At 63.3% G+C, this 16,341-nt stretch carries 15 protein-coding genes; 8 read left to right on the plus strand and 7 right to left on the minus strand.

Annotated elements, in window-relative coordinates; genetic code table 11:
• Position 1: 1 nt before the first annotated feature.
• The gene (gene murJ, locus N7U68_RS10550; RefSeq protein WP_165195710.1) at positions 2 to 1,543 is read right to left on the minus strand and encodes a murein biosynthesis integral membrane protein MurJ; all 1,542 of its coding nucleotides are present in this window, start codon (positions 1,541 to 1,543) and stop codon (positions 2 to 4) included.
• A gap of 317 nt (positions 1,544 to 1,860) precedes the next feature.
• Between murJ and N7U68_RS10555 the strand changes: the two genes are divergently transcribed.
• The gene (locus N7U68_RS10555) at positions 1,861 to 2,166 is read left to right on the plus strand and encodes a hypothetical protein (RefSeq protein ID WP_165195708.1); all 306 of its coding nucleotides are present in this window, start codon (positions 1,861 to 1,863) and stop codon (positions 2,164 to 2,166) included.
• Between the two features lie 305 nt (positions 2,167 to 2,471).
• Complete coding sequence (locus tag N7U68_RS10560; RefSeq protein WP_165195706.1) at positions 2,472 to 3,020, plus strand: hypothetical protein; 549 nt, start codon at positions 2,472 to 2,474, stop codon at positions 3,018 to 3,020.
• Positions 3,021 to 3,617: 597 nt separating this feature from the next.
• Here N7U68_RS10560 and N7U68_RS10565 read toward each other — a convergent pair.
• Together N7U68_RS10565 and N7U68_RS10570 are read right to left on the minus strand one after the other, a co-directional pair.
• The gene (locus N7U68_RS10565; protein ID WP_373322999.1) at positions 3,618 to 6,404 is read right to left on the minus strand and encodes a [protein-PII] uridylyltransferase; all 2,787 of its coding nucleotides are present in this window, start codon (positions 6,402 to 6,404) and stop codon (positions 3,618 to 3,620) included.
• Complete coding sequence (locus N7U68_RS10570) at positions 6,401 to 7,585, minus strand: penicillin-binding protein activator (protein ID WP_263049085.1); 1,185 nt, start codon at positions 7,583 to 7,585, stop codon at positions 6,401 to 6,403. The genes N7U68_RS10565 and N7U68_RS10570 overlap by 4 nt, the downstream gene beginning before the upstream one ends.
• An 87-nt stretch (positions 7,586 to 7,672) precedes the next feature.
• On the opposite strand from N7U68_RS10570, the gene rsmI reads away from it, so the two are divergent.
• The 4 genes from rsmI (at position 7,673) to N7U68_RS10590 (ending at position 10,909) form a co-directional block, all read left to right on the plus strand.
• Positions 7,673 to 8,563 (plus strand): 16S rRNA (cytidine(1402)-2'-O)-methyltransferase, encoded by an 891-nt coding sequence (gene rsmI / locus N7U68_RS10575; RefSeq protein WP_373322985.1) that lies wholly within the window; start codon positions 7,673 to 7,675, stop codon positions 8,561 to 8,563.
• Positions 8,564 to 8,579: 16 nt separating this feature from the next.
• Positions 8,580 to 8,993 (plus strand): YraN family protein, encoded by a 414-nt coding sequence (locus tag N7U68_RS10580; RefSeq protein WP_263049087.1) that lies wholly within the window; start codon positions 8,580 to 8,582, stop codon positions 8,991 to 8,993.
• Positions 8,994 to 9,071: 78 nt separating this feature from the next.
• Positions 9,072 to 10,007 (plus strand): glutathione synthase, encoded by a 936-nt coding sequence (gene gshB / locus N7U68_RS10585; RefSeq protein ID WP_263049088.1) that lies wholly within the window; start codon positions 9,072 to 9,074, stop codon positions 10,005 to 10,007.
• Complete coding sequence (locus N7U68_RS10590) at positions 10,004 to 10,909, plus strand: alpha/beta hydrolase (RefSeq protein WP_263049089.1); 906 nt, start codon at positions 10,004 to 10,006, stop codon at positions 10,907 to 10,909. Before gshB ends, N7U68_RS10590 begins: the two co-directional genes overlap by 4 nt.
• Here N7U68_RS10590 and N7U68_RS10595 read toward each other — a convergent pair.
• The 4 genes from N7U68_RS10595 to cobU all read right to left on the minus strand — a co-directional run bounded on the left by N7U68_RS10595 (position 10,887) and on the right by cobU (position 14,529).
• On the minus strand, positions 10,887 to 12,401 hold the full coding sequence (locus tag N7U68_RS10595) for a YifB family Mg chelatase-like AAA ATPase (protein WP_263049090.1): 1,515 nt from the start codon (positions 12,399 to 12,401) through the stop codon (positions 10,887 to 10,889). The two genes, N7U68_RS10590 and N7U68_RS10595, sit on opposite strands and share 23 nt — an antisense overlap.
• Before the next feature lie 80 nt (positions 12,402 to 12,481).
• The gene (locus N7U68_RS10600) at positions 12,482 to 13,354 is read right to left on the minus strand and encodes a glutathione S-transferase (RefSeq protein WP_263049091.1); all 873 of its coding nucleotides are present in this window, start codon (positions 13,352 to 13,354) and stop codon (positions 12,482 to 12,484) included.
• Between the two features lie 60 nt (positions 13,355 to 13,414).
• Complete coding sequence (locus tag N7U68_RS10605) at positions 13,415 to 13,987, minus strand: histidine phosphatase family protein (protein ID WP_263049092.1); 573 nt, start codon at positions 13,985 to 13,987, stop codon at positions 13,415 to 13,417.
• Positions 13,984 to 14,529 (minus strand): bifunctional adenosylcobinamide kinase/adenosylcobinamide-phosphate guanylyltransferase, encoded by a 546-nt coding sequence (cobU, locus tag N7U68_RS10610; RefSeq protein WP_263049093.1) that lies wholly within the window; start codon positions 14,527 to 14,529, stop codon positions 13,984 to 13,986. The genes N7U68_RS10605 and cobU overlap by 4 nt, the downstream gene beginning before the upstream one ends.
• Positions 14,530 to 14,676: 147 nt before the next feature.
• On the opposite strand from cobU, the gene N7U68_RS10615 reads away from it, so the two are divergent.
• Entirely contained in the window at positions 14,677 to 15,510 is an 834-nt protein-coding gene (locus tag N7U68_RS10615) for an RNA polymerase factor sigma-32 (RefSeq protein WP_373323000.1), read from the plus strand.
• The gene (locus N7U68_RS10620; RefSeq protein ID WP_263049095.1) at positions 15,507 to 16,271 is read left to right on the plus strand and encodes a ChaN family lipoprotein; all 765 of its coding nucleotides are present in this window, start codon (positions 15,507 to 15,509) and stop codon (positions 16,269 to 16,271) included. The genes N7U68_RS10615 and N7U68_RS10620 overlap by 4 nt, the downstream gene beginning before the upstream one ends.
• Positions 16,272 to 16,341: the final 70 nt, after the last annotated feature.

Genomic DNA, 16,341 nt, shown 5'->3' on the forward strand with positions numbered 1-16,341 from the left:
GTCACCCGCGCCGGAATGCTTTTCGCAAGGCGCCTTTGTCAAAGGCACCAAGGAGCCTGCCAAAGAGGCCGTAGCTGAGCCCCCCCAACAACACGAGCACCGCCAAAGCCAGCCACCGCCAGCCGTCCAGCCCAAAGAGGGGGCCAATCGCCAACATCCCATGCCATAGAACCACCCCCATCAATGTCGCAGCGAGCGCGATCCGCCAGATGCGTCGGCGAAATCGTACATCGAAACGCGCGACGTCGCCGAAGGGGCGCGTTCCGCGCAGTAGCAGCCAGACCATCGCCCAGCCTGCCAGTGTGGTGCCGATCGCCGCTGCGATCCAGCCAATAAAGGGGGCAAGACCGATGGCAATCGCAGCGTTCACCACCATCGCGACCACGGCGTAGTGAAACGGGCGTTTGGTATCCTCGCGGGCGAAGTAAATCGGTTGCAGCACCTTCTGGAGCACGAAAGCCGGCAGGCCCAAACCGTAGATCGCCACGGCCAGCGCGGTGGCCGCCGTATCGTCCGTGCCGAATGCACCACGCTCGAACAGGACGGTGATCAGGGGGATCGGGATGACCATCAGCGCCACGGCGGCGGGGATGGTCAGAGCCAATGAAATCTCTCCTGCGCGACTGAGAGCCTCGCGGGCACCGTTGTCGTCTTGGGCGCGCAGGCGGCGGGACAGGTCGGGCAACAGGACAATGCCCACGGCAATTCCGACCACACCGAGCGGCAGTTGATAGAGCCGGTCGGCGGCATAGAGCCAGCTGACCGCGTTTTCATAGTTGCTGGCAACCTGTTGACCAACAAGCAGATTTACCTGCATGACCCCCCCCGCAAGGGCGGCGGGAATGGCGATGCGCACCAGTTGCGCCATCTCCGGCGTCCAGCGGGGTCGTACGGGTCGTACGGTACGGCCAGCACGATGGGCAGCGGCCCAGACGAGGGCGAGTTGGGCGACACCGGCAAAGGGGATGGTCCAGACCAGTGCCTGCACCACCTGACCGCCGGTCACGACCGCATAACCCATCGCGGTGCAGAGCATGACGTTCAGGATCACCGGGGCAGCGGCGGCGGCGGTGAACCGCCCGGTCGCATTCAGCACGCCAGAGAGCAGCGCGGCCAATGAGATGAACAGGATATAGGGGAACACGACACGCCCGAATTCAACGGTCAGATCGAACCGTTCATCGCCTGCAAAACCTTCGGCTGTGGCCCAGACCAGCGCGGGCATAAACACCATCGCCAACCCCACCAGAGCCAGTAAAACAAGGGCCAGGCCGCTCATTGCGAGGCTGGCGAAACCGTCTGCATTCTCCTGCGCTTCGAGCCGTTTGGAGAACATCGGCACAAAGGCCGCGTTGAACGCGCCCTCGGCAAAGAAACGACGGAACATGTTGGGCAGGCGGAACGCGGCGACAAAGGCATCCATCAACGGACCGGGACCAAGGAATCCGGCGATCAACACGTCGCGGACAAAGCCCAGAACGCGGCTGAGCAAGGTCCAGACGCCGACGGTCAGAACACCGGAAAGCAGGCGGGGCGGTTTCATCAACGGACCTCTGTCCAAAGGAGCAATATGCACGGAGTTAAAGGACCAAAGCCCCGGCGAAAAGGCCCGAATAGCACGATTGCCCCGCCCGAACCGGACGGAACCGCCGTACAGAGGCGCGAAAAAACACTGTAAGTGGCGCGATCCGGCGCGCGCTGGCCACCACCGCGACCAGACCTGTGCGGTTCGGACGGATGAACCGGACGGTTCGCAGGCGGGAAACAGGGCACCGCACGGCATGGTAAGCACGAGGCAAGACCCTGTGCGGCAGGATGGCATCCCGGCATATCCTCCCAGCGGCCAGAGAAAGGCACGCCATGCACCAGACCGACACCACGCCCATACCCGAGGTCAGCACCGACCATCTGCGCAGTTACCTGCGCGATTATCTGGATACGGTGCGGATGCAGGACGCGCGGCTGATCGTGACGCGCCGGGGCCGGGCGATGGCCGGACTGGTGCCCGCACACGAGGCCCGCGCGCTGTGGCGGGTGGCCAATACCCGAGAGGCCTATTCCGAATGGCAGATGCTGCACCGGCTGAATGATGAACGGCGTTTGCGACTGGCGGTTCTGGAGGAGGGTGAAGGCAAGAGGCGTGCGGGGTTTGAGACGGGGCGGTGAGGGGGGGCGGTGAGAACTGTCGTTCGCTGCGACTTGGGCGGACGGCTGCTATGCGCAGATAACGGGCTTCGCAAATAGTGAGCCAAGAACCTCCACCCTTCGGTTACGAAAGCTGCCGATCGCTGCAGGTTTTCGAGCTGGCCAATGTAGTGTGTGCTTCCTTGGGCGCCGGATGGAAATGCAAACAAACATCTCTTTTCCAATACGATCCGCCCGCCATACCAACTTAGCGCCACGTGCGTTGTCAGTGATGGGTTCATAGTGCTATCAGCATCTTATCCAGCAAGAAAACCGCGGGTGGCGAAATGGGCACAATCAAGAAAGTATTTGCTATTCTCGCGCTAGTTGGTGGATTAGGAATGGCAGCTCTGCTGCTTCCAGGAAAAATAGTAGATTTTGAGAATAATCTTCCTGACGCCTATGCGTACGTCACTAGCATTGTTTACAGTTCGGAAGCTTGGGCTGGAACATTCGACAAGTATCCCGAGGGCTTGGCGGACATGGCATCACTCGGCATTTCGACTAATGTCGATGCAGCTCTGGAATTAGAAGTCGTCGAAGGCAACCGACTCGACGGTCGCATTTGGTGGCAAGGGTCATGTGCTTTTAATGGCCTATATTCTGGGCTACTGCTTGATGGCTACATCAAGCTAGGTGGATCATCTGCAGAAGTAGTCATTCGGGAGATAGTCGGAGGGCATAGTGAAGAAATCGCACACGGCTTGCTTAATATCGACGGAATAATGATCAGGTTCAGCGAATTCCCGGTGAGTTTAGGTCTGAACGAGAGTGCAATCGCCAAGAACCCGGAACCCGTGCGACTTGAGGATTGGCCCAATCTATACTGTGGCTGAAGTAACATACGACGCTGGATTTAGCCGCAAAGATATCTCTTTTTCGAAACAACCTGCACTAAGGATGTAGATCTAGCGCGATCACGGAGCGCGCCCGCTTCAGGCTGAAACGGTCGTCCACTGCACCCTGCCCCTATGGTCGCAGTGGGCCGCAATCTTCTCCCCGCCCGGAACAAAGGCGCGCTTTGCGCGCCGCCGGGCAGCGCCCGACCGCCCTGATGGGCAGGCGCTTTGGCGGTGTTGGCTCTGACTATCATCGTTGAATGTAGTGGCAGGATAAGCTGTGCCTAATCACCGTAGGTGCGCCCGCCTGCGGTCGGGGGCTGCCCGGTGTTGGTGGGGTTTATGCGGGGTTGGGGTGGTAACGCGCATGTGTGGCGTGGTGCCGGGCTGAAGCCCGGCCTACGGGTGCGGGCGGTGCGTGGCAGTTTGGCTGCGTTGGGTCTGACTATCATCGTTGGATGTAGTGGCAGGATAAACTGTGCCTCATCACCGGAGGTGCGCCCACCCAGCGGTCGGGTGCTGCCCGGCGTTGGTCGGGTTTATGCGGGTTGGGGTGATGCGCGTGTGTGGCGTGGTGCCGGGCTGAAGCCCGGCCTACGTTACTGCGCGTTCTGCGCCTTCGCTGATGGCGGCGCGCAGTTTGCGGTCCAGCGTCTGACGTTTGCCTTCGGAATAGAATTTCAGGCCGAACATATCCTTGACATAAAACGTATCGACCACCTGTTCGCCGTAGGTCGCGATCACCGCGCTGGCGATGTAGACGTTGGCGGCGGCCAGTGTGCGCGTCAGGTCATAGAGCAGGCCGGGGCGGTCGCGGGTGTCGACCTCGATGATGGTATAGATCTCTGACCCTTCATTATCGAAGGTGATATGCGTGGGCACCCGAAAGGCGCGTTCGCGTTTCTTGATCTTGTCGCGCGATTTGATCGCGTCGCGGGCCACGACCTCGCCTTTGAGCGTCTTCAGGATGGTTTGGCGCAAGCGCGGCAGGCGGGCGGTCTCGAACGGGTGGCCATCGGCGTCCTGAATCCAGAAGGCCGCCGTGGCGAACCCGTCCTTGGACGTATAGGTGCGGGCATCCACCACGTTGGCGCCGACCAGCGCCAGTGCGCCCGCGAGCCGCGAGAAGATGCCGGGGTGATCGGCCATGGCAAAGCAGGCGCGGGTGGCATCGCGGTCGTCGTCGGGGTGCAGGTCGATGCCGATCTCGCCCGCGTCCAGCGTGCGCAGGAGGGTGGCGAACACCTGATGGGCGGTGACGTGCAGCCCCTGCCAATAGGGCGGGTAATGCCGGGCGGTCTCGGTCTTGAGCGCCTTTGCGTCCCAGCCTTTGAGCGCGTCGCGCAGGTTGCGCTTGGCGTCCGAGCCGCGCTGTTCACGGTTGAGATCCTCCAGCCCGCCCTCCATGGCGCGACGGGTCTGGCGATAGAGGGCGCGGATCAGCGATGCCTTCCAGTTGTTCCAGGTGCCGGGGCCGACGCCGCGAATGTCACAGACGGTCAGGACGCACAGCATATCCAGCCGCGCCTGTGTCTGCACTGCCTTGGCAAAATCGCGCACTGTGCGCGGGTCGGCGATGTCGCGTTTCTGGGCCATGTCGGACATCAGCAGGTGATAGCGCACCAGCCACTCGACGGTGTCCACTTCCTTGGGTTTCAGCCCCAGCCGGGGGGCGACGCGGCGGGCAATCTGTGCGCCAAGGATCGAGTGATCCTCATCTCGGCCTTTGCCGATATCGTGCAGCAGCATCGCCACATACAAAACCCGGCGGTTGATCCCTTCCTCGAGGATTGACGAGGCGACGGGCAGTTCCTCGATCAGCTTGCCGCGTTCGATCCGGCTGAGGTGGCTGATGCATTGGATGGTATGTTCGTCCACGGTGTAGTGGTGGTACATATTGAACTGCATCATCGCCACGATCGGCTCGAATTCGGGGATAAAGGCGCTGAGCACGCCCAGTTCGTTCATCCGCCGCAATGCGCGTTCGGGATTGCCCTGTTTCAGCAACAGATCGAGAAAGAGTTTCTGCGCCTGCGGGTCGGCGCGCATGGTGTCGTCGATCATATCCAGATTGGCCGTCACGAGCCGCATCGCATCCGGGTGGATCAGCAGGCCAGTGCGCAGCGCCTCTTCGAACACGCGGAGCAGGTTCAGGGGATCGGCGAGAAAGGCGGTTTCATCAATGATGGCGAGGCGGCCATGCACCTCGGTATAGCCGTTCTTCAGCTTGCGCTTGCGACGAAAGAGGCGCTGCAACAGCGGTTCTGATTTGACATGGGCCGCTTCCAGCTTGGTCACGAAAATGCGCGTCAGATCGCCCACCGCGGTGGCGTGGCGAAAGTAGTGCTGCATGAAATGTTCGACGCCGCGCCGTCCGGCGCGGTCGGTATAGCCCATACGCTCTGCCACCTCGACCTGAAGATCAAAGGTCAGCTGGTCATTGGGGCGTTTGGTGATCAGGTGCAGGTGGCAGCGTACCGCCCAGAGAAAATTCTCGGCCTCGGTGAACGTCTCGAATTCGTCCTGGGTGAACATACCCTGAGCCACCAGATCGGCGGTGTCGGTGACGCGGTAGACGTATTTGGCGATCCAGAACAGCGATTGCAGGTCACGCAGCCCGCCCTTGCCCTCTTTGACGTTGGGCTCGACCATGTAGCGTTCGCCCTGTTTCTCGTGGCGGTGGTCGCGTTCTTCGAGCTTGGCCTCGGTAAACTCGCGTTTGGTGCCCTCAAAGAGATCATTCCACAGCCGGTGCGCCAGATCGCCTGCCAGACGTGCATCGCCGGTCAGCCAGCGGTGTTCAAGCAGGCCGGTACGGATGGTAAAATCCTCTTCGGCGAGGCGCAGGCAATCGCGGATCGTACGGCTGGCATGGCCGACCTTCAGCCGCAGGTCCCACAGGATATAGAGCATCGATTCAATGACGCTCTCGGCCCAGCCGGTGATCTTATAGGGTGTCAGGAACAGCAGATCGACATCCGATTGCGGTGCCATTTCACCGCGTCCGTAGCCCCCCACGGCGATCACCGAGAGCCGTTCAGCGTCGGTCGGTGTCGGGTTCGGGTGCAGCCGCTCTGTCGCCAGCGAAAATGCGGTTCTGAGGATGCAGTCGGTGAGCCACGTATAGCTGCGGGTCGCGGCGCGGGCCGCGAATGGATGGTCGGTCAGCGCCGCAGCGATAGCGGCGCGTCCGCGCGTCTGCTCTGCGCTGAGCACATCGACGGCGTGTTTGCGCAGCGCGGCATGGTCGCCGTCGGGTCCGAGTGCCAGTGCGGCGATCACACGCGCGTCATCGAAAATGTCAGACGCCGGGCAGATCAGCGCCGATGAATCGGCGCTGTTGGCTGTGGCGTTGGCTGCGGGGTCTGCGACGACGGTCAGAACCCGGCTCCGCCAAAGCCTTTGGGCGCGGCTTCGAGAATTACCAATTTCTTGTCCCGGATCGTGGCGACAGCCAGACCGCGCTGGTTGGTGCCATCTGGCATCAGGCGAAAGACGCCACCGGTGCCCTGATACCCGGCACTTTGGGTCAGGCTGGCACGGCTCAGCGCGTCCTTGCCGCCCCGTTTGGCCAGTGCGCCGATGGCGGCGACACCGTCATAGGCCAGACCTGCGATGGCGTGGGGAAACTTGCCATTGGCGGCGTGAAAACGGCTTTCGAAGCTCTGGGATTTCTGTGGGTCAGGCATTGCGAACCACCCGCCCTGCACGCCGGGCAAGTCCAGCGTCTGGGGCGGTTTGTCCCAGCGGGTCAGGCCGATATATTGGATATCGGTCGGCGCCAGACCGTTTTCCGGCAGCATCTGAGAAAAGAGCGGCAGCGCGCCGGCGGTGTTTGCTGTCAGGAAAATGGCATCGGCGCTGGTGCTGCGCACGTTCGACGCGATGACCGGTACAGCCGACACGACGCCCTGCTGCGAGAAATCATAAGGCACGTTGCCAACGATGGTAGCGCCGGAAGCAGCCGCGGCCTTGGCGATGGCCTCGCGGCCCAACTGGCCGGCGAGGTTGCTGGAATGCACGGTCAGGATGCGGCTCTTGCCCTGACGGGTGGCGTATTTTGTCAGGCGGCGCGCGGTGTCGTCAAAGGTCTGGCCCAGTACGAAGAGGTTGCCGCCCGCGATAGAGGCGTTGTTCGAGAAGGCCAGCACATTCACGCCTTTGTTCGCCACGGCAACGGCGACGGCATTGGCCGATTCGGCATGCAGCGGGCCGATAATGATCTTTGCCCCGTCGCCGACTGCGTTCAATGCGGCCTGTTGCGCCTGTCCCGCCTGCCCGGCGGTGCCGTAAACGCGCAGGTCGATCTTGACCCCTTGGAGGTCGGCAACGGCCAGTCGCGCGGCGCTTTCCAGATCCTTGGCCAGTGCCGCCTCTTGGGCATTGGCAGAGCCGTGCGGCACCAAGAGCGCCACCGCCACCGGCGCGCCGGGGTCGATGGACGGGCCGCTATTGCCCCCGCCACCCATCGAGACCGGCTGACAGGCGGCGATCAACAGCCCCCCGATCAGCAGGACAATCAGGTTCAGCACCTTGCGCGCGGATGGCAAAACAGAAAACATTGGGGTATCTCACTCCGTGATGGCGGGCAGGCCCGGCGGGCCGCCGCAGTTCGATTAGGATAATAAACGTCATGTGGGTCGGGTCCAGTGGTTAAACAGGTTGAGCGGAAACTCGAGCCCGGGCTCTATCTTGTGGCGACGCCTATCGGGGCGGCGCGCGACATTACGTTGCGCACGCTGGATATTCTGGCCAGCGCCGATGTGATCGCCGCCGAAGACACCCGCAGCCTGCGCAAGCTGATGGAGATTCACGGGATCGCGCTGGGGGATCGACCGCTGCTGGCCTACCACGATCACAATGGTGCACGGGTGCGGCCCCGGTTGATGGCCGACATTAGCGGCGGAAAATCAGTGGTTTATGCGTCCGAGGCCGGGACGCCAATGGTGGCCGATCCGGGGTTCGATCTGGCGCGGGCGGCGATTGCCGAAGGGATGCCGCTGACCTCTGCTCCGGGGCCATCGGCGGTGATTACCGCGCTGACGCTGTCGGGTTTGCCGACGGATCGCTTCTTGTTCGCGGGTTTTTTGCCAAATACCGCGTCTCAGCGAAAATCCGCGTTGTCGGCGCTGGTGGACGTGCCCGCAACTTTGGTGTTTTACGAATCGCCAAAGCGGATTGCCGCGATGTTGCGCGATGCGGCCACCGTGCTGGGTGGGTCGCGCCCGGCGGCGCTGGCGCGTGAATTGACCAAGAAATTCGAGGAGGTTCAGCGCGGTACGCTGGACACGCTGGCCGAAGAGGCGGCCGCTCATCCGCGCAAGGGTGAAATGGTGGTGCTGGTGGATCGGGCATCTTCGCAAAATATTAGCTTTTCTGAGATAGAAGAGATGTTGCAGGACGCACTGGCACAGATGTCGGTGCGCGATGCCGCCGACACTGTTTCGCAGGCGCTGGGGCTGAAACGACGTCAGGTGTATCAAATGGCGCTGAAACTGGCCGGTGACACCGAATCGGACGAAACAGGCAGCGGTACATAGACGGGAAGGACCGGACATGACCTATCATGTGGATATTGCGGCACTGCCATCCACGGCCTTGCAGACCCGCCGCGACCGTGGTGCCCGCGCGTGGCAATCAGGCGCGGCCGCCGAGGATATCGCCGCGCGCATCTATGACGAAGCGGGCCTTGTGTTGCTAGAGCGTCGCTGGCGCGGTCAGGGCGGCGAAATCGACCTGATCCTGCAGGACGGGGATGTGATCGTCTTTGCAGAGGTAAAGCAGGCCCGCAGCCATGATGCGGCCCGCGCCAGCCTGCGCCCGGCACAGATGCGACGCATTCATGCGGCGGCGGCAGAATTCCTCGGCCAGCAGCCAAATGGGCAACTCAGCGATGTGAGGTTCGATCTGGTGACGGTCGATGGCACCGGTCACTGTGATGTGATGGAAGGGGCGCTGTCGCATATCTGATCTGCACATTTCCGGTTTGCACAGCGCGCGCAGGTAGCGCATGTAATGGCGGCGCAACATCCCAAGGGGCCGCTCGCCATGAAAATCGCCTTTCAGATGGACCCGATCGGGCCGATCAATATCAATGCCGACAGCAGCTTTCGTCTGGCCGAAGAGGCGCAGGCGCGGGGGCATGAGCTGTTTTACTACACGCCCGAGAACCTCGCCTATGACGAGGGGCGCATCACGGCGCGGGGCCAATCGCTACGGGTGCAGCGCGTAGAGGGCGATCATGCGATCCTCGGAGAAGAGACCGTGGTTGATCTGGCAGATTTCGATGTGGTCTGGCTGCGTCAGGATCCGCCGTTTGATATGTTCTATATCACCACGACGCATCTGCTGGACCGGCTGGCACCGGGCACATTGGTGGTCAATGATCCGTTCTGGGTACGGAATTTTCCCGAAAAGCTGTTGATTCTCGATTTTCCGGACCTGATGCCGCCCACCACCATCGCGCGTGATATCGCCACCATCCGGGCGTTCAAGGACCGGCACGGCGATGTTATCCTCAAGCCGCTCTATGGCAATGGCGGCGCGGGTGTTTTCCTACTGACGCAGGCGGATCGCAATCTGACGTCACTGCACGAGCTTTTTACCGGATTTAGCCGCGAGCCGCTGATCGTGCAGAAATTTCTGCCTGACGTGGCCAAGGGCGACAAGCGCGTGATCCTCGTCGATGGTGCGCCGGTCGGCGCAATCAACCGGGTGCCCGCCAAGGGCGAGACGCGATCGAACATGCATGTGGGCGGACGGCCCGAGAAGGTCGCGCTGACAGACCGCGACCGCGAGATTTGCGACCGGATCGGGCCACTCTTGCTTGAAAAGGGGCAGGTTTTCGTCGGAATCGATGTGATCGGCGACTATCTGACCGAGATCAACGTGACCTCGCCCACCGGCATTCAGGAACTGGAGCGGTTCGACAATGTGAACATCGCCGCGAAGATCTGGGAGGCCATCGAGGCCAAGCGCGCGTGAGCCGGCGCCTCGGGATTCTGCGTCCCTATCTGCGCCTGACAGAGAAACGCCATCTGGCGCGAGCGCAGGATCCGGTGAAATTGCGGCACAGTTTCGAGCTGAAGGCGAAGATTTTCTTTCGCGCCGTGGCGGGCACCCAATTCCGCTATCTGAACGTTGGCAGCGGCGATGCAGCGCTCTCGGGTGTCGAGGTGACGCCGAAGGTGCAGCGCGACGGGCCGGTGATCCTGTATTTTCATGGCGGTGGCTATGTCTTTGGTTCTCCGGACACGCATAAGGCGATGTTGGCGCGGCTGTCCTCCCTGACCGGGCTGCGCGCGGTGCTGCCGCGCTATCGGCTGGCACCTGAACATCCGTTCCCCGCCGCGCCAGAGGATGCGCTGAGTGCGTATCGCGCCGTGATGGATCATCCCGGCGGGGTGATCATCGGCGGCGACAGCGCGGGGGGCGGGCTGGTCCTGTCACTGTTGGCGCGGATCATCGCGCTGGGACTACCACTACCGCTGGGTTGTTTCGCATTTTCGCCACTGACCGATGTGACGTTCAGCGGCGACAGCATCCGTGACAATGCGCGGGCCGAGATTATCCTGCCTGCTGATCGCGTCGGCGACATGGCAGGCATGTATCTGGGGGATCATCCGGCGGATGACCCGATCGCCTCGCCGCTCTTTGCCGGGTTCCTTGGTGCGCCGCCAATCTGGCTGGCGGTGGCCGATACCGAGATTTTGCTGGATGACAGCCGCCGTATGGCCGAGCATCTAATGGGTCAGGGCGTCGATGTGACCTGTCTGGTCGAGGGCGATCTGCCGCATGTCTGGCCGCTGTTCCAGACAATTCTGCCCGAGGCGCGGCAGACATTGGCGGAACTGGCGGGTTGGATCACATCTCTTTCGCGGCTGTGATGCGGTAGCTGACGGCCTCGGCAATATGCGGGCGACGGACCTCTGGGGATCCATCCAGATCGGCAATCGTACGGGCCACGCGCAGTACCCTGTGATAGCCGCGCGCCGACAGGCCAAAGCGTTCGGCTACCTTTAGCAGCAGGGCGCGGCCCTCTGCGTCCGGGCTGGCGATTTCATCCAGCAGCGCACCTTCGGCATCGGCATTGAGCCGCGCGGTGTCCGCGCCATCGAACCGCGCAGCCTGTAGGGCGCGGGCGGTCATAACCCGCGCCGCAACAGTGGCAGAACTGTCGCCCGCGGCGGGCAGATCGAGATCGGTAAAGGCGACGGGCGGCACCTCTACCCGCAGGTCGATCCGGTCCATCAGCGGGCCGCTGATCCGCCCCAGATAGTCGTCGTCGCAGGCAGGCGCGCGGGCACAGGCGCGGGCCGGGTCACTGAGATAGCCGCATTTGCACGGGTTCGCGGCGGCGATCAGCATGAAACGGCAGGGATAGGTGATATGGGCGTTGGCGCGGGCGATCATCACTTCGCCTGTTTCGATCGGCTGGCGCAGGGTTTCGAGCACGGTGCGCGGGAATTCGGGGAATTCATCCATGAAGAGCACGCCGTTATGGGCGAGGCTGATTTCGCCGGGGCTGGCACGGCGACCTCCGCCCACGATGGCAGCCATGGATGCGGTATGGTGTGGCTCGCGAAACGGGCGGGTGCGGTTGATACCGCCCTCGTCCAGCAGACCGGCGAGCGAGTGGATCATCGAGGTTTCCAGCGCCTCGCGCGGATCCAGCGGCGGCAGGATACCGGGCAGACGGGCGGCGAGCATGGATTTGCCCGAGCCGGGTGTGCCGACCAGTAGCAGGTGATGGCGACCGGCAGCGGCGATTTCCAGCGCGCGTTTGGCGCGTTCCTGTCCCTTGACGTCGCGCAGGTCGCGACCGCCGGGGGGCTGGATCACCTCGCCCGGTTCAGCCGGGGGCAGTGGTGACTGGCCGGTATAGTGGCGCACGACATCGGCAAGGTTGGCCGCGCCGATCACGCGGGCGGCACCGACCCATGCGGCCTCTGCCCCGGATAAACGCGGGCAGAGCAGCGTGCGGTCCTCTGCTGCGGCTGACATGGCGGCGGGTAGCGCGCCGACAACTGGGATCAGCGAGCCGTCTAGCGACAATTCGCCCAACGATGTGGTTTCCTCGACCGCGTCCTTTGGAATGATTTCCAGCGCCGCTAGCAGCGCGAGCGCGATGGGCAGGTCGAAATGGCTGCCTTCCTTTGGCATGTCGGCGGGGCTGAGATTGATCGTGATCCGTTTGCTGGGCAGGGCGATGGCCATCGAGCTGAGTGCGGTGCGCACCCGGTCGCGGGCCTCGCTCACGGCCTTGTCCGGCAGGCCGACCACCGAGAAGGCGGGCAGTCCGGGCGTGACGGCGCATTGCACCTCGACCTGTCTGGCCTCGACACCCTCGAAGGCGACCGTGTAGGCGCGCGCGACCATCCCTGCCCCCCGTTTTGCGACAATCTTGGTTAACGGTAGGGCGGGAGGGATTTAGGAATGGTTAATGCGCGGTGTCGTGGTCAGCTATCGCGCATCGTGGTGAAGGCGGGCCATGCGTCGGGGTCGGCCACGGTTTTATCGCGGCAGAACGGGTTGCACATGCCAAAGATGCGGCCGTCCGTCTCCATCAGATGTGTGATGGCTTTGCCGGAATAGGGGCAGGCGGTGTTCTCTGGCGTACCATCCTCGACCGCGCGCGCCGCGATTGGCGTGGGACCGGGCCATGTGGTGGTGGCATGATCCATCTTGTACCGGTTCAGGTCAGGTCCGCGCACCAGCCCCATCGCGCGCCATCGGCGAAAGGACAGGTCGTTCAGATGAGCATCCACGTAAGCCTGTGCGCTGTCTGATACGCGCAGGCCATATCCCGCGATGCGCGCGGCGACAGGGGCGTAAAACGCGTCGACAATGGAGTAATCGCCGCAGAGCCACGGACCGGACGGTGCGCAGGTCTGGCGGGCGTGATCCCAGATCACCTCGATCCGGCGCAGATCGGCCTCGACCGCCGCCGAGGGGGGCACGTTGGTATAGGCGCGGCGCAGGTTCATCGGGCAATCGCTGCGCAGCGCGCCAAAGCCTGCGTGCATTTCGGCCGTGAGGCTGCGGGCAGTGGCGCGGGCGGCGGGGTCGGACGGCCACAGGGGCAGGTCGGAATGGCGGCTGGCCAGTTCCTCGGCCAGTGCGATGGATTCGCCGATGATCGCGCCGTCGGACGTGCGCAGGGCGGGCACGGTTTTGGCCGGGGCCCAGCCGGGCATCTGGTCGGGGACCGAGCCAAGGCTGAAATCCACCAGGGTGAGGTTGCGGGAAATGCCGAAGCGGTCGAACAACAGCCAAGCGCGGAGCGACCAGCTGGAATAGGCGTAATCGCCGAGGATGAGTTCATATGTCATGCAGCGCAGATTAGCGGCAGGCGGCGCTGTGACCACAACAAAATTTTGTGCGCAGCACGATCACGGCAGGTGATTGATCGCCCCTGCCCGCCAGCCGGGGCCGTCGGTCTGCATCACGGTGACTGACAGATTGTCGATGCGGTGGGCGAATGCCTGATAGGCGTCGATCTGCAAGGCCTGCTGGACCTGTGTCAGGATCGCGCCGAAATGGGCCACGGCGATGATGTCGCGCCCCGGATGGGCGGCACATATACGGACGACTGCGGCGTTGACGCGGGCGCTGACCTCATGCCAGCTTTCGCCGCCGGGGGGGCGGATATCGCCGGGGTTGTCCCAGAAAGCGCGCAGATGGTCCGGGTCGTCGACCGCGTCAAAGGCCAGCAGTTCCCACGCGCCGAAATGGATTTCGCGCAGCCCCGCATCATCCGGCAGGCGGGTGCGCTCCTGCTGGATCGCGTCGGCAGTGGTACGTGCGCGGATCAGGTCCGACGACACCACCAGCGCATCCCGCGGCAGATAGGCGTCGAGCCGCCCGATCAGGGCAGTATCGCTGAGATCGGCGGGCAGATCGGACCAGCCGACCATTGATTTGGCATGGGTCGGGCCGTGGCGGACCCAGTAGAGGCGGCTCACGGTAGCGTCCCTTTTAGGGCATCTGGCAGCGTCCCTTTCAGGGCGACGGGCAACCCGGCCATCACCAGCGCGACCAGATCGGCCTGCGCCGCGAGCCGCTGGTTCAGTCGCCCCTGTGCGTCGCGGAACCGTCGCGCCAGCACGTTGTCCGGCACGACCGACAGGCCCAGCTCGTTCGACACGATGATCACCTGCGCGGCGCAGTCGGCCAGCGCCGCCATCAGCGCCGCCTCTGCCCTGTCCAGATTATGTTCGGCCAGCATGTGATTGCTGAGCCACATGGTGGCGCAATCAAGCAGCACGACCTGATCGGCGCGTGCCTCTGCCAGCGCCGGACCGAGATCGAGCGGGGCCTCGACCGTGTGCCAGCCCTGCCCGCGCATCTGCTGATGGCGCGCGACCTTGTCTGCCATTTCCGCATCAAAAACCTGTGCCGTGGCAATGTAGATGCGATCCTTGCCAGTGGCTGTTGCCAGTGCTTCGGCGAAATTTGATTTGCCCGAGGCGGAACCACCGAGGACCAAGGCGCGTTGTGCGGTCATATTGATGAACTCTTTTTGATCCGGGTTGATTTGTCCTGCCTACCATCCGGTGAAAGACTGAGAAAGGGCGCGCGCGAAAACGCCGCCATGTCGAGGGGACCGATGGCACAGGATACGCAAGACGGACGCACCATGACCCGCACGGCGATGAAGGCCGAACTGCTGGACGCCGAAACCGAGCGGGCGTTGGCCTATGCGTGGCGCGATCACCGCGACGAGGCGGCGCTGCATCGGTTGATCACCGCCTATATGCGACTGGCGATTTCGATGGCGTCGAAGTTTCGCCGGTACGGCGCACCGATGAATGATTTGATTCAAGAGGCGGGGCTGGGCCTGATGAAGGCCGCCGACAAGTTCGATCCTGATCGCGGTGTGCGGTTTTCGACCTATGCAGTCTGGTGGATCAAGGCCAGCGTACAGGATTACGTGATGCGCAACTGGTCGATGGTGCGCACCGGCAGCACATCTTCGCAGAAATCACTGTTTTTCAACCTGCGCCGGGTGCAGGCCCGGCTGGAGCGCGAGGCGATGGCCGAAGGTGTGGAACTGGACGGCTATCAGCTGCGCGAGATGATCGCGCGCGAGGTCGGCGTGCCGCTGCGCGATGTCGAGATGATGTCGGGGCGGTTATCGGGGTCTGATTTTTCGCTGAACGCGACGCAGAGTGCCGAGGACGAGGGCCGCGAGTGGATCGACACGATCGAGGATGACGGCCCGCGTGGTGATGAGCAGGTCGAACAGGCCCATGATCACGCCGCATTGCGCCATTGGCTGACGCAGGCGATGGGCAAGCTGAACGCGCGCGAGCGATTCATCGTGCGCGAACGCAAGCTGCGCGACGAGCCGCGCACATTGGAAAGTCTGGGCGATGAGCTGAACCTGAGCAAAGAGCGGGTGCGCCAACTGGAAGCGGCGGCCTTTGCAAAAATGCGCAAAACGCTTGAGGAGAAAGGCAGCGAGGTGCATAGCCTGCTGGTATGATTCTTCGTATCGCAATTGTTGTTGTTCTGGCTGCGATGCCTGCTGTTGCGCAGGATATCTGGGTGTTGGGCGAAGTGCATGACAACCCCGATCACCACCAGACCCAAGCCGAAATGACCACCGAGATCGCGCCGGCGGCGTTGGTATTCGAGATGCTGACGCCGGATCAGTCACGCGCGGCATTACCTGCCTTGCGCGACGACCGGGCGGCGCTGGAGGAGGCATTGGGCTGGTCCGAGAGTGGCTGGCCTGACTTCGGACTGTATTACCCGATATTTACCGCTGCACCTGCGGTTCCGGTCTATGGCGCAGGCGTGCCAAGGGCGATGGCGCGGGCCGCGATGGCGGGCGACATCGCGATGGTATTTGGCGGGCAGGCGGATGACTACGGGCTGACCCAGCCGCTGCCCGCAGAGGAACAGACCGCGCGCGAGGCGGTACAAATGGAAGCGCATTGCGACGCGCTGCCCGCAGACATGCTGCCCGATATGGTGGCCATCCAGCGGCTGCGCGACGCGTCTTTGGCGCGGGCCGCGTTGCAGGCATGGCGCGATACCGGCGGGCCAGTGGTGGTGATTACCGGCAATGGTCATGCGCGGCGTGACTGGGGGGCCACGGCGCTGATCGCGCGGGCGGCGCCGACGCTGGGCATCGTGGCGCTGGGTCAGGGCGAGGACGGGGTGCCACCCGACGGCGTGTTTGACCGGGTGACGGATGCGCCCGCACCCGCGCGCGAGGGTCCCTGCGCCGCGTTCCGGTGATCGGCGTGGCTGCTGCGTGGTTGTTGCGGGGCGGCGCGTGCCCTTGTCTCTGACGGGGGGGGCGCATAGT

The organism is Roseovarius pelagicus (genome assembly GCF_025639885.1).
Taxonomy (GTDB): Bacteria; Pseudomonadota; Alphaproteobacteria; order Rhodobacterales; family Rhodobacteraceae; genus Roseovarius; species Roseovarius pelagicus.

Coding starts and splice junctions, on each gene's coding strand:
- murJ (WP_165195710.1), bottom strand. CDS start 1,543: ATGAAACCGCCCCGCCTGCTTTCCGGTGTTCTGACCGTCGGCGTCTGG.
- N7U68_RS10555 (WP_165195708.1), top strand. CDS start 1,861: ATGCACCAGACCGACACCACGCCCATACCCGAGGTCAGCACCGACCAT.
- N7U68_RS10560 (WP_165195706.1), top strand. CDS start 2,472: ATGGGCACAATCAAGAAAGTATTTGCTATTCTCGCGCTAGTTGGTGGA.
- N7U68_RS10570 (WP_263049085.1), bottom strand. CDS start 7,585: ATGTTTTCTGTTTTGCCATCCGCGCGCAAGGTGCTGAACCTGATTGTC.
- N7U68_RS10580 (WP_263049087.1), top strand. CDS start 8,580: ATGACCTATCATGTGGATATTGCGGCACTGCCATCCACGGCCTTGCAG.
- gshB (WP_263049088.1), top strand. CDS start 9,072: ATGAAAATCGCCTTTCAGATGGACCCGATCGGGCCGATCAATATCAAT.
- N7U68_RS10595 (WP_263049090.1), bottom strand. CDS start 12,401: ATGGTCGCGCGCGCCTACACGGTCGCCTTCGAGGGTGTCGAGGCCAGA.
- N7U68_RS10600 (WP_263049091.1), bottom strand. CDS start 13,354: ATGACATATGAACTCATCCTCGGCGATTACGCCTATTCCAGCTGGTCG.
- cobU (WP_263049093.1), bottom strand. CDS start 14,529: ATGACCGCACAACGCGCCTTGGTCCTCGGTGGTTCCGCCTCGGGCAAA.
- N7U68_RS10615 (WP_373323000.1), top strand. CDS start 14,677: ATGAAGGCCGAACTGCTGGACGCCGAAACCGAGCGGGCGTTGGCCTAT.
- N7U68_RS10620 (WP_263049095.1), top strand. CDS start 15,507: ATGATTCTTCGTATCGCAATTGTTGTTGTTCTGGCTGCGATGCCTGCT.